The following is a 13,346-nucleotide window of genomic DNA, read 5'->3' on the forward strand; positions in this document are numbered from 1 at the left end:
TCCGGTAGAATTTCGCCCCCTTGCGGTACGCGTTGAGAGAACTTCATGTCCATTAGCTCCACCATCAAGTCCATTCAGGACATCATGCGTAAAGACGTTGGCGTAGACGGCGACGCCCAGCGCATCGGACAGTTGGTTTGGCTACTGTTCCTGAAAATCTTCGATGACCGCGAGCTGGAATGGGAGCTGATGGACGACAACTACTGCTCGCCCATTCCCGAAAGTTGCCGCTGGCGTACCTGGGCAGCCGATCCGGAAGGCATGACCGGCGAGGCGCTGAAGGACTTTATCGACAATAACTTGTTCCCCCAGTTGCAGAACCTTCATGAGTACAGCAACACGCCGTCGGCCTTTGTGGTGCGCAGCGTGTTTGAAGACGCGTATAACTACATGAAGTCCGGGCAGTTGCTGCGCCAGGTGATCAATAAGATTCAGGAAGGCGTGGACTTCAATAAAGCCCAGGAGCGCCACGAGTTCGGCAACCTCTACGAGCAGCTGCTGCGAGACCTGCAGAACGCGGGTAACGCCGGCGAGTTCTACACCCCGCGCCCAGTCACTGAATTTATGGTGCGCATGGTCGACCCCAAGCTGGACGAGAAGGTCATGGATCCGGCCTGCGGAACAGGCGGCTTCCTCACCTGCGCCATCGAACACAAACGCAACCGCTATGTAAAAACCGCCGAAGACGAACGCACCCTGCAGACCAGCATTTTCGGCGTGGAGAAAAAACCGCTACCGCACCTGCTGGCCACCACTAACATGATCCTGCACGGCATCGAGGTGCCCAACCAGATTCGCCACGACAACACCCTGAGCAGACCGCTGATCAGCTGGGGCCCGAGTGAGCGCGTGCACTGCATCGTTGCCAACCCGCCGTTCGGCGGCATGGAAGAAGATGGCATCGAAACCAACTTCCCTGCTGCCTTCCGCACTCGCGAAACCGCCGACCTGTTTTTGGTGCTGATCATGCAGTTGCTCAAAGACGGTGGCCGCGCCGCTGTGGTACTGCCCGATGGCTTCTTGTTTGGCGAAGGCATCAAAAGCCGGATCAAGGAAAAGCTGCTGACCGAGTGCAACCTGCACACCATCGTTCGCCTACCCAACGGCGTATTCAACCCCTACACCAGCATCAAGACCAACCTGCTGTTCTTCACCAAGGGCACGCCGACCAAACAGGTGTGGTTCTACGAACACCAGTACCCGGCAGGCGTTAAGAACTACTCCAAAACTCGCCCCATGCGTATCGAAGAGTTCTCCGTCGAAGAGCAATGGTGGGGCAGCGAGGCGGACGGCTTTGCCGCGCGGATGGAGAACGAATTTTCCTGGAAGGTCGGCGTCGAAGAGCTGCAGGCGCGTAACTGGAATCTAGACTGCAAAAACCCGCATATCGGCGAGCAAATCAGCCACGACCCGGACAAATTACTGCGTAAATACGCCAAGCTGCAAGGCGAGATTAGCGATCTGCGCGATCAGCTCAAAGTGGTACTGGCCGAAGCCCTGGAGCGCCAGGCATGACCGTGCTGTTGACCGAGAATCTGCCACTGCTCTCAGGCGCGCCAGACGGAATAAAAAAGCTCCGTGAGCTGATTCTGGAGCTAGCTGTGCGTGGAAAGTTGGTACCGCAAGATCCGAATGATGAACCAGCCGGTGAGTTGCTAAAAAGCATTACGGCAGAACAATTACGATTGATGGTTGAGGAAGGTTTACGTACCAAGGCGCAAACCGAAGTTCCACAAAAAGACCAGTATCTTAAAATTAGTTCCGGCTGGGCATATTCCCGACTTGGAAATCTTGCTCGCTTTATTGATTACCGCGGCAGGACGCCTACCAAAACCAGCTCAGGGATTCCACTAATTACTGCTAAGAATGTGCGATCAGGCTTTATCAGCCGCGAACCACAAGAATTCATAGCCAAGAATGAATACTCGTCATGGATGACTAGAGGTTTTCCTCGGCTAGGCGACTTACTTTTCACCACCGAAGCACCGATGGGCAACGTTGCGCTGGTTAACATATCCGAACAATTTGCATTAGCTCAGAGAGTAATTTGTTTTCAACTGCATGAGATAAGTATCGGACCATTTCTAAAGCTCGCCATGATGTCATCCACGTTCCAAAGGCAGCTCCTAGAAGTAGCAACAGGAATGACAGCAACCGGAGTAAAGTCCTCTCGATTAAAAGAGATTCCAGTTCCTCTTCCTCCGCTAGCCGAACAACATCGCATCGTCGCCAAAGTCGATGAGCTTATGACCCTGTGCGACCGCATGGAAGCCCAGCAGGCTGATTCCGAAAGCGCCCACGCCCAACTGGTGCAAGTACTGCTCGACAGTCTGACTCAAACCAGCGACGCCACCGACTTCGCCACCAACTGGCAGCGCCTGGCTGAACACTTCCACACCTTGTTCACCACCGAGCCCAGCATCGACGCCCTCAAACAAACCCTGCTGCAACTTGCAGTTATGGGAAAACTGGTGCCGCAAGATCCCAACGATGAACCGGCTAGTGAACTGCTCAAGCGCATTGCCGAGGAAAAGTCACGGTTGGTGGCGAAAGGCAAGCTCAAGAAGCAGAAATCATTGCCAGACGTCGACGAAGAGGAAAAACCGTATGCTTTGCCCTCAAGCTGGAAATGGGCGCGCTTCGACTCCGTCTCAAATACCCGTCTTGGGAAGATGCTTGATAAAGCCAAGAACAAGGGCGAACTTCGACCATATCTTCGCAATACCAACGTTCAATGGTTTAATTTTGAAATCGACGATCTCAAAAGCATGCGATTCGAAGAGCATGAGCTCGATGAATATCGAGTTACTCCTGGCGATTTAGTAATTTGCGAAGGAGGAGAACCTGGACGGTGTGCTGTCTGGGAGGGCGAAGTTGAAGATATGTTCATCCAGAAAGCACTGCATCGTGCTCGGCCCTGGCTTGGTATTTCGCCTTTTTTCCTTCAGTCTTGCTTGAAGGCAGCTGCTAACTCTGGATATCTGAATCAGTTCTTCACCGGAGCTACGATAAAACACTTCTCCGGCGAAAAGTTGGCGAAGTATCCAGTACCGCTTCCCCCTCTTGCCGAACAATACCGCATTGTCGCCAAGGTCAATCAACTCATAGCCCTCTGCGACCGACTCAAAACCCGCCTAACCCAGAGCCGTCAACTGAACGAACAGTTGACTAGCACCCTGGTCGAGCGTGCCCTTGCAGAAGACGCCCTACAGGCCCCCATTGCCACAGACCGGCAAACAACCCGTACCTTGCTCGCAGCAGAAATCACTCATCGTTTGCATAGCCAACGCACCTTCGGCCAACGCAAGCTGCAGAAAGTAATTTACCTGGCCGAACACGCGGCCAGGCTCGCAGCTATTCAAGGTGACTACCTGCGCGATGCCGCGGGCCCCCACGATCGCCAATTGATGAATCAGATTGAAGGTGAGCTGCAAAATCATAAATGGTACGAGCGCATCGAACGCGAGACTGTTGGCTATACCTACCGTCCACTACCACAGGCCGGGCAACATCAGCAGGCGTATGAGAACGCATGGTTGGCCGCAGAACGAGCTTCTATTGAGCAGGTTATCGAGCTGATGCGAGACTGGGATACTGATCGTTGCGAAATGACTGTGACGCTCTATGCCGCCTGGAATGACTTTATTCTCGAAGGCCGCCCGGTTACCGATGAAGCCATCGTGGACGAAGTCATGCATAGCTGGAACGACACCAAGCTGCGCTTTGGCAAAATAGAATGGTTGGAGGTGCTCGCAGAGATCAAAAAACACAAGATCCTAATGCCCACCGGCTTTGGCAAGCGCACCAAAGGCGGCATGCTCAGCTTGCCCGGCTTCGAGTAAACAAATAATCCTTTTGGCCGTCCTCTGCAAGGTACGAAGCATATTACTCAATCCAACTTCTCGCGGTATTCCAGTTGGTATTCCAAATAAATTTACAAACTCATATTAATCAATTAAATCAAATACCTAAAAACTCAGTTCAGATTACCCCGGCCAATGATGTGGAGTTTCAATTACCGCGAGCCCCTGACCAGAAGCCGCATCAATATGGCGCTTGGTCCATACCCCGACCTTGGCGACAGCGGCGCCAACCTGCGTGATCTATCGCATGACACATGGCGAGAGTCATCGTAGATTTCAGCCACGCGACACGAGGAAGCACTCGATGGACATTTCGATGCTGCAATCAATCAAGCTAGAAATCATCTCAGCCACAGGCCTCTCGAGGGATGCCTTGCATATTTATGTAGGTCTGGCATTGCTGATCGCCGCCAGTTGCACCACTCGAAAATCCTTGGGTTCCTTCAGCAGTTGGCTGGTGGTGTTGGCGGGGGCGAGCCTCATCGAGCTGTTCGATCTTATGGATGATAAGGCGAGCCTGGGATACTGGCGGTGGGCCGCGAGCCTCCATGACATCGCCAACACATTGTTCTGGCCAACGGTTCTGGTCGTGGTCTATCGCTTCAGGTTGATTAAGCCCTGACCAGCGGCTTACTGATTGCATTCTGCGCCACCTGCGCTCGCACTATGTGATGCCCGACTTTGCGGGCACAGGCGTGGACAATCGGTCGCTCGCGTGCCGGCCTGGGCGATAAGCGTCTAAGCCAGATAGCCTGTAAGCCACAGGCATACCCGGTACCCGACCGGAACTGCCGTGGCTACCTCAGGCTCGTATCAGACCGACATCCGGTGCAAGCGCAGCCAGGCCTCCAGCGCCAGCGCGGTTTCCAGGCTGTGTCTGCTCATTTGCGTATTGAAGTTGCCCTCGGGCTGGCGCAGTTCCTCGGCCATATGGGCGTGGGATACGATACCAAACACCGCGTTCCCCGGGTCCTGCAGAAGCCGCCGTGCACTCTGGCGAAGGAAGCGTTCGTAGCCCAGGTCGGCTGAGGTCGGATAGGGACTCTTCCTGCGTTTGAGCACCGCCTCCGGTACGAAGTCGGCACAGGCCTGCTTGAGCAGCCATTTCTCCTCGCCATCCTTGCTCTTGATCGACCAAGGCACATTGTAGACGTACTCGACCAATTCGTGATCGGTGAACGGCACACGTACCTCGAGGCCGTTGCACATGCTCAGGCGGTCCTTGCGATCCAGCAGCAGCACCATCCACCGCTTCAGGTGCATGTGGCAAAGCTCGCGCATCCGGCGCTCGTATGGACTATCTTGTACCAGGTGTTCTACCTGTCGCAGCGCATCGTCATAGCTTGCCTTTTGGTACTTGGCGAGATCGCATAGGCGGTTGAAGTCGGCATTGATAAAACCGGACGGCAACTGCACCCGTGACGACCACGGAAAGCACGCGGACGCCACGACTTTGGGATCGCGGAACCAGCCATAGCCACCGAAGACCTCATCGGCCCCCTCCCCCGAGATTGCCACCGTCGAGTGCTTGCGAATCTCCCTGAACAATAGATTCAACGAGGTATCCATGTCGCCGAAGGTGAAAGGCACGTCCTTGGCGCGGAATACCTCCTCGCGTGCCATCTCGGAGATCAGTTCCTCGTTGTCGATGAGGACGGTCTGGTGCCGGCTCCCGATGAATTTCGCGGCCAACACGGCAAAGGGCTGGTCCTGATCGGGACGCAGGTCGTCGCTCTTGAACTGCTCGGACTGGCCAGTGAAGTCCACCGAAAAGGAATTGATATTCCCGCCGGTCTTCGCCTTTACAATACGCTGCGCAATGGCCGTGAGGGCGGTGGAGTCTAGTCCGCCGGAGAGCAGCGAGCACACGGGAACGTCGGCATGCAACTGCGAACCCAACGCGTGGGTGACTAACTCGCGGGTCCGTTGCACTGTCGTCTGCAGGTCGTCCTGGTGCTCCTGACGGCGTACCTTCCAGTAGCACTGGATCTTCACCTGCCCATTGGGGCGCCAGGACAAGAGGTGGCCGGGAAGCAACTCCATCAGATTTCTGAAAGGTGTCTGAACGGTCCCCTTCGACAGCGCGAGCACGTCGACCAACCCCGTCACATCCAACGCCGTAGTGAACTCTGGGTGAGCCAGAATGGCCTTAATCTCTGAGCCGAAGAGCAGCCCTTCACGATGCCGGGCATAGAACAGCGGCTTGATCCCAAGGCGATCACGTACCAAGAGCAGGTGGCCATCGCGCCCGTCGAACAGGGCGAAGGCGAACATGCCTGTCAGGTGTTCACAGCAACGCTCGCCCCATTCCAAGTAGGCATGCAGCACAACCTCGGTATCGCTGCGAGTCTGAAACTCATGACCCGCATGTCGTAGCTCGTTGCGCAATTCATCATGATTATAGATCTCCCCAGTGTAGACTAGCGATACCTCCTGGCCGCCCGAAAAACCATAGACCATTGGCTGGGCACCGCCGGTCAGGTCGATGACCGCCAGCCGCCTATGCCCCAGAAGGGCGTGTCTGTGTTTCCATATGCCTTCAGCGTCAGGCCCGCGAAGTGCGAGCGTATTGGTCATAGCGTAAATCGCCGGGCTTTCCCCTTCGAGCATACGCGTATAGTCTACCCATCCTGTGAGACCGCACATTTAGTAACTCCTGTAATTAATCATCGATCCATGCCAAATTTGTCGGAACTCTTTAGTTTGAGTAATGCCACCTTGCGCTACCAAAGCGAGTCGCTGTAAAAAGCGAAGCCATAGTCGCCGTTACCGCAGTAGCAACGGATATATCTCCCCTGACGCCATCCCTCAACGCGGCGGATCTCGTACAAATACATACGTTATTCAGGGTTGCAAACGCCGCACCCTCCAGCCTGTATCGCTACGGTCATAGCGCAGCCGCTCATGCAACCGTTCCCGCCCATTCCCCCAGAACTCCAGCGATTCAAGTCGCAATTCGAACACGCAATACCCCGCGGGTCGCGGCAGTGGACCTTGCAGGTCGGCCAGTTGCCTGGCGGCGTTGCGCATGGCCTGCACATCCTCCAGCTCTTCACTCTGGCGAGACACCGATGACATCGGGTGCGTGGCATCAGGGCGCTTGAGCCACGCATCATCAGCCTTGGTATCTGGCAAGCGCACGGCCTGGCCATTGAGGATGATTTGCTGACTGGTTTCGCGCCAATACAGCACGCCCGAAGCCCAGGGGTTGTGGAGCAGTTCACGGCCTTTCTGGCTGCCGGCGTGGGTGCTGAACAATACGCCGGTGTCACTGATCTCGCTGATCACCACGATCCGCGTGGAGGGCCGGCCCTGGCTGTCGGCAGTGGCCAGCGCCAGCGCCCTGGGCTCGCGGATGCCCACGCGGCGCGCACGCTCCAGCCAATTGTGCAGCACGCTCATGGGGTCGGCGGGCAGTGTCTGGTATTCGGGGAACGGCGCATCCAATGTGCCGGTGAGGGATTCCGACATGCCTTTACCCAGCAGCGGCTTGCCTTGTATTGAGCCGTTCATAGCACGATGGTCCCCCGTCCGAATGTGACGCCATGACCAGATACCTCGACTCGCGTCAGTTGCTCGGCGCGGCCCTCGGCTTTGGCGAACATCAGTGAAGGGCGGCCGATTTCCACGCCCTGTAAAATCTCCACTGGCTGGCCGAACTCTATCTGGCCATGGCGCGCCAGATGAATCGCCAATGGTCCGGCGGCGGAGCCTGTGGCCGCATCCTCCACAACGCCGTAGGCCGGTGAAAACATCCGGCTGCGCCAGCGCCGTCCTGTGCCGGCAAAACAGTTGATCGCCATGTCATGGAAGTTGGAGAGTGCACGGTGGTCGGGGTGCAGGGCCGATAACGCTTCAATGCTCGGCAGGCCGACAAACACATGGCGCGGGCCGTTGTGATAGATCTCGATGGGAAAGGTCGAGTCACTGATACCCAAGGCCTCGAGCAATTCAGCGTCGCGACCCAGGGCCGTCCAGGTCGGGATCGGCTGGTCCATGCTGGCGGCGATGACGCTGCCGTTCTGGCGCTCCAGTTCAAAGGCGATGGTGCCCATCTGGGTTTCCAGATACAGCCGGTGGTTGTCGGTATGTGCTCCCAGGGCAATGGCCGTGCCCAGCAACGGGTGCCCGGCGAAAGGGAGTTCGTTGACCGGTGTGAATATCCGGATCAGTGCATCTGCGCCGTTGCGCGGCTTGAGCACAAAGGTGGTCTCCGAGAGGTTCATTTCTCGGGCGATGCGTTGCATTTGCGCAGGCGGTAAATCATCGGCGTCAAAGAACACCGCGACCGGATTGCCCTCCAGCGGGACGCTGGCAAAGGCGTCGATAATGACGTAGTTGTGCATGGTTATCTCCCGGCGGCCGAAACGCTGCTGTCGACAGGCGTGTGGATGAGGGCGTGTCGCAGCAGGTCGGCGATGATGCGCGGGCCTTCCTGGGTCAGGAGCGACTCGGCATGAAACTGCATGGAGGCAAATGCCGGCCCACGCAGGGCATGTACTTCGCCGGTCTCGCTGTCGCGACTGATTTCAACGGTGCCGATACCGTCGATGTCCAGGCGGTCACTGGAGCTGCGCGCCGCGAACGTGTTGTAGAAACCCACTCGTTCGGCGTTGCCGAACAGGTCGATCTGTTTTTGCACGCCCTGGTTGGGAACGGCCTTGCGTTGCAACTCCAGGCCCAGGCACAGACTCAACACCTGATGGCTCAGGCACACCGCGAGGAACGGTCGCTGCTGGCTGAGCAGGGAACGGATGGCCACATGCAGATGGTCGATTTTCGGCAGTTGCACATCGCTCGGGTTGCCAGGACCGGGGCCCATGATCACCAGGTCGAAGCCATCGAAACTGTACTCATCACTGAAACTGCGCACCGTCACCACCAGCCCGAGAGCCCGCAGCTGTTTGGCGATCATCGAGGTGAACGTGTCTTCGGCGTCGACGATCAGCACATGGCGGCCACTGAAGTCGGCCTGGGTCTGTTGCCGTTGCTGGCTGTTCATCAGCCAGAAATCCGAGACGTAGGCATTGCGGCTGGCCAATGCCGCGCGCACCTGCAGGTGGTCGCCGAAGCGTGAGGCAGCCTGGTTTTTCAGCGCGGCGATCAGGCCCGCAGCCTTGGCCCGGCTTTCGGCGGCTTCGGTCATCGGTTCGGAGTGCCGCACGATGGTCGAACCCACACTGATCCGAACCTGCCCGCGGTTATCGATGTCGGCGGTGCGAATCAGGATCGCCGAATCCAGGGTGCGTCCGCCTTTGCCATCGCTGCCGATCAACGCGGCCATGCCACTGTAGTACGCCCTGCCTTGCGGCTCATAGCGCTGGATCACCCGGCAGGCGCTTTCCAGCGGGCTGCCGGTGACCGTCGGGGCGAACAGGGTTTCGTGCAGGATTTCGCGTACATCACGACGGGTCTTGCCTTCGATGAAGTACTCGGTGTGCGCCAGATGGGTCATTTCCTTGAGGTATGGACCGAGGACGTGTCCGCCGTCTTCACAAATACGCGCCATCATTTTCAGCTCTTCATCGACCACCATATACAGCTCATCGGCCTCCTTGCGGTCGGCCAGGAAGTCCATGATCTCCGTCAGGCTGGGGCCGGCAGGTGGGTAGCGGTAAGTGCCGCTGATGGGGTTCATCACCGCAAGCCCATCCTTGACGCTGATGTGGCGCTCGGGGGACGCACCGACAAAGGTGCGGCTGCCGGTGTGGATGATGAATGTCCAATAGACCCCTTTCTCCCGTTCCAGCAGATGACGAAAGAACGTCAGCGCACTGGCCGGCTCGTACTCGCTGATCTCCGCCATGAAAGTGCGCTTGATCACGAAGTTGGCGCCTTCCCCGGAGCCGATTTCGTTGGTGATCACCTGGCTGACGATCTCGGCATAGCTGGCGTCGCTGAGATCGAAGCGTTCGTTATTCAACTGGATCGGCACGTTGGGCAGTAACGCCAGCATCTGCTCGATGCTGATGGTTTGCTGCTCGGTAATGTTCATCGCCAGCAGCGGCGACTGATCGTCCACCGCCGCAAAGCCCCGTTCGGCAATCTGGCAGTAGGGAATCAGCGTCAGTACATCCAGGCGAGGGGCACCGATCAAGGGGGCGGGCAAGTCGATATCGGCCAGGACCTGCGGCTGCGACATCTCGCCAATCAGCACATTCAGCAGCCCGGGGCCGCTGGATTCCGGACGATACAAGAGGGCAAAGGGCTCGGGCACCGGTTGCAGGATGCGTTCCATGAGGCGGGCGGCGGCTTGGCTCATAGCACCACCTCGTCGGTAGTGATGACCATGGCGCAACGGCTGGCGGCGTATTCCATGGCCATCCAGTGGTGCTCCTTGCTGAAGTCGGCAATAGCGTCGGCAACGAGGAAGGGTTGGATATCGTTGGAGTACGCATCCACGCTGGAAATCAATACCCCGACATGGGCATACACCCCACACAGGATCAACTGATCGCGCCCGCTGGCGTGCAGGCGTTGCAGCAAGTCGGAGTTGAAGAACGCGCTGTAGCGCCATTTGGTCAGCAGCCAGTCACCGGGCTGGGGGGCAAGGGCGTCGACGACCTCGCGGTCGGTCGGGCTGGCCTTCATGCCCGGGCCCCAGAAGTCCTTGAGCAGCCCGCGTTGCTCCTCGTTCATGCTGCCCGGCTGGGCGGTGTAGGCCACTGGCACACCGTTGTCGGCAGCCCACTGGCGAATGCGTGCGGCATTGCCCACCACTTCGTCACGCAACGCATCCGGCAAGGGCCGCAGGAAGTAGCGCTGCATGTCATGCACCAACAATACAGCGCGTTCGGGATCGATATGCCATTGCGCGAGGTTGGAGGGCAGGTCTCGGGAGGTAGGCAGGGCGTAAGGGATGATCGATGGAATGCCGGTCATGGCGACAAACTCCAGTCAAAGGGATGCAAAAGAGGGAGGAGGACTGGCTTTCCAGGCCATCACCGCAGTAATGGCTTGCCAGGGGTTCAGGCGCGGGTCGCACAGGCTTTTGTAGTGGCTGGCAACCTGGCCCAGGCCGGCGGCATCAGAGGCGCACTCGCTGACGTCATCGGGAGTGGTTTCCAGATGCAGACCGCCGGCCACGCCACCGGCCGAGATCACGGCATGTTTGAAGGCGGTGATTTCGTCGGTGATGGTCTGCACCATGCGGGTCTTATTGCCGCAGGGCGCGACGATGGTATTGCCGTGCATCGGGTCGCTGAGCCAGATGATCTTGTGGCCGGCACGGCGCACCGCTTCAACCAGCGGTGGCAGGCTATCGGCGACCTTGTGGGCGCCCATGCGGGCAATCAGGGTCAGCCGGCCGGGTTCGCGCCTGGGGTCCAGGCGCTCGCACAGGCTCAGTAACTGATCCTGGGTGATATCCGGGCCGACCTTGCAGGCCACCGGGTTGAGCACTTCGCTGAGCAGCGCTACGTGAGCGCCCGTCAACTGACGGGTACGCTCGCCAATCCACGGCCAGTGAGTAGAGCCAAGAAATGTCCGCCCCTGTTCGTCCTGACGCACTTGCGGCAGTTCGTAGTCGAGCACCAGCATCTCGTGACTGGTCCAGGCAGGGGAGCCGGTGAGCTGCTCCTGGCCGGACGGCTCCTTCCATCCCAGGTGTTGCATGATGTCCTGAGCGGCGCGATAGCCTCGTACCAAGCGTTGCGCATCATGCTGGCGATGGCCGAGGACAGCCTCGCGACCGTTGACCATGTCGCCGCGGTACACCGGCAACTCAACACCGCCGATGCGTTCGCTGTGGTTGGAGCGAGGCTTGGCAAACTGCCCGGCAATTCGCCCCACCCGCACCACCGGTTGCTGGGTTACCAGCCTGAACGTCCCGGCCAGCATGTCCAGCAGCGCGGCTTTGCGGGTCACATGTTCGGCGCTTTCATCCATGTCCTCGGCGCAGTCGCCGCACTGGATGATCATCGCTTCGCCAGCCGCGACCCTGGCCAGGGTGGCGCGCAAAACCAGGATATCTTCGACACGAATCAGTGACGCGCTGTCCCTGAGGTAGGCCTGCGCGTCATGCAATTGTGAGGGTTCGCTCCATTGAGGCTGCTGCAACGCTTCACACTTCAGAACCCGTTTCAGTAAGTCTTCCATGATGCGATCGCTCTCCCAAAAGGATCAGGCAGGAATGCCTTCACGCTTGATGTGCGGCACTGGAATACCCAAGGCGCGCAATTGTTGAAAGACATTCATGAATTCGCGATTACGTTTTACTTTGCCGTCTTGCAGCTCGAAGGAGTGCAGGAAGTGGTTCTCGTAATAACCTTCCGGGTAACCAGGAAAGAGAATCTTGCCGTGGCCATCACACTCGACCCAGATATGGTTTGGGTCATCGGTTTCAAATACCTTGACGTTGTACCATTCCCAATCCGGGAAGCACTTGAGTGACCAAACAGCATGTTCGGCCAACTTAGCTTTGCCACTGATTACAATGGGCGCCCCCGTGTCCGTGGTCCATAAGCCGCCTGAACCGTCTTCGGTAAACAATTCATGCCGGCGCAGGCGGTCCTGGCCTTTGGTGCGCATATATTGTTCAACCGTGGCGCGATTCTTGCGGCGTAGTTCAATATCGTCAGTGATAGGTTGTTGCACTGTGCTATCAGGCATGCTCAATCTCCAATGGATAAAGGACTTATGAGGCGGGGATACCTTCACGCTTGATTTTTGGCACCGGGATGCCCAAGGCGCGAAGTTGTTCAAACGGGTTCATGAACTCACGGTTTTGCGTGATCTTGCCGTTGTCCAACTCGAAGGAGTGGATGTAATGGTTTTCGCAATAACCTTCCGGATAACCAGGAACTCGAGTGGTGCCGCGGCCGTCACTTTCCACCCAGAAGTGGTTGGGGTTGTCGGTTTCAAACACCCGGACGTTGTGCCATTGCCAGTCTGGGAAGCACTGTTGCAACCATACTCCGAGCGCGGCCAGCTTCGCGTGGCCCTTAAAGACAAGAGGTTCACCGGTTTCGGTGTTCCAGGAGCCGCCACTGCCATCCGGCGTAAACAGCTCATGCCGGCGCAGGCGATCTTCGCCGTTGGTACGCATGTACTGATCAACAGTGGTGCGGTTTTTTCGGCGAAGTTCAAGATGGTCATTAAAGCCGCCAGATGAAAGCGAACCGGGCATGGGCAGTGTTCTCCTTAGTTGACTCAAATTGCGGAAAATCAATTAAATTATTACTTAATTGCATACGACGAAATTGAATGCTTTTGAACTGTTTCACATTGATTATTTTGTGCGGTGTTGTTTATACACCTGCGTTTCCCGGGCTTGGAACTACCAGATCTTGTAGTGGCTCAGGGCGGCCGCAATCGGTCGGATGGAGTGTTGCATTATTATGAAGGGGCAAGCTCATTCGTCGGCTGAGAAACAGTGGCCTACGGCTAGTTAGTTGGGTTAGACATAAAAAATATGTCACTAGTGCGAAGCAGTCTATGACTGTTGATTTTGGGTATTGACAGGCGTTCAGGTTAGTTTAGTCT

General features: G+C 57.4%; 11 protein-coding genes. 3 read left to right on the forward strand and 8 right to left on the reverse strand.

Going from position 1 to position 13,346, the window contains the following annotated elements:
- Positions 1 to 45 precede the first annotated feature (45 nt).
- The 3 genes from TU73_RS14330 (at position 46) to TU73_RS14340 (ending at position 4,485) form a co-directional block, all read left to right on the forward strand.
- On the forward strand, positions 46 to 1,515 hold the full coding sequence (locus TU73_RS14330) for a type I restriction-modification system subunit M (RefSeq protein WP_057012782.1): 1,470 nt from the start codon (positions 46 to 48) through the stop codon (positions 1,513 to 1,515).
- Positions 1,512 to 3,842 (forward strand): restriction endonuclease subunit S, encoded by a 2,331-nt coding sequence (locus TU73_RS14335; RefSeq protein ID WP_057012783.1) that lies wholly within the window; start codon positions 1,512 to 1,514, stop codon positions 3,840 to 3,842. Before TU73_RS14330 ends, TU73_RS14335 begins: the two co-directional genes overlap by 4 nt.
- A gap of 325 nt (positions 3,843 to 4,167) precedes the next feature.
- Positions 4,168 to 4,485 (forward strand): hypothetical protein, encoded by a 318-nt coding sequence (locus TU73_RS14340; protein ID WP_057012784.1) that lies wholly within the window; start codon positions 4,168 to 4,170, stop codon positions 4,483 to 4,485.
- 191 nt (positions 4,486 to 4,676) lie between these two features.
- Here TU73_RS14340 and asnB read toward each other — a convergent pair whose 3' ends face one another.
- The 8 genes from asnB to TU73_RS14380 form a co-directional block, all read right to left on the reverse strand.
- A complete protein-coding gene (gene asnB / locus TU73_RS14345) occupies positions 4,677 to 6,509 on the reverse strand; it encodes an asparagine synthase (glutamine-hydrolyzing) (protein ID WP_057012785.1) in 1,833 nt (610 codons plus the stop codon).
- Positions 6,510 to 6,707: 198 nt separating this feature from the next.
- On the reverse strand, positions 6,708 to 7,376 hold the full coding sequence (gene phzG / locus TU73_RS14350; RefSeq protein WP_057012786.1) for a phenazine biosynthesis FMN-dependent oxidase PhzG: 669 nt from the start codon (positions 7,374 to 7,376) through the stop codon (positions 6,708 to 6,710).
- Positions 7,373 to 8,209 (reverse strand): PhzF family phenazine biosynthesis protein, encoded by an 837-nt coding sequence (locus tag TU73_RS14355; protein ID WP_057012787.1) that lies wholly within the window; start codon positions 8,207 to 8,209, stop codon positions 7,373 to 7,375. The genes phzG and TU73_RS14355 overlap by 4 nt, the downstream gene beginning before the upstream one ends.
- Positions 8,210 to 8,211: 2 nt before the next feature.
- Positions 8,212 to 10,101, reverse strand: a complete 1,890-nt coding sequence (locus tag TU73_RS14360; RefSeq protein WP_414860433.1) for an anthranilate synthase family protein — start codon at positions 10,099 to 10,101, stop codon at positions 8,212 to 8,214.
- A 20-nt stretch (positions 10,102 to 10,121) separates the two neighbouring features.
- Positions 10,122 to 10,745: an isochorismatase family protein gene (locus tag TU73_RS14365; protein ID WP_057012789.1), complete on the reverse strand. Its 624-nt coding sequence runs from the start codon at positions 10,743 to 10,745 to the stop codon at positions 10,122 to 10,124.
- A gap of 15 nt (positions 10,746 to 10,760) precedes the next feature.
- A complete protein-coding gene (locus TU73_RS14370; RefSeq protein ID WP_057012790.1) occupies positions 10,761 to 11,960 on the reverse strand; it encodes a 3-deoxy-7-phosphoheptulonate synthase in 1,200 nt (399 codons plus the stop codon).
- Positions 11,961 to 11,984: 24 nt separating this feature from the next.
- Entirely contained in the window at positions 11,985 to 12,473 is a 489-nt protein-coding gene (locus tag TU73_RS14375) for a PhzA/PhzB family protein (RefSeq protein ID WP_057012791.1), read from the reverse strand.
- Positions 12,474 to 12,498: 25 nt separating this feature from the next.
- Positions 12,499 to 12,990 (reverse strand): PhzA/PhzB family protein, encoded by a 492-nt coding sequence (locus TU73_RS14380; protein ID WP_057012792.1) that lies wholly within the window; start codon positions 12,988 to 12,990, stop codon positions 12,499 to 12,501.
- Positions 12,991 to 13,346 lie beyond the last annotated feature (356 nt).

The sequence above is a fragment of the Pseudomonas libanensis genome, from assembly GCF_001439685.1.
Lineage (GTDB): Bacteria > Pseudomonadota > Gammaproteobacteria > Pseudomonadales > Pseudomonadaceae > Aquipseudomonas > Aquipseudomonas libanensis.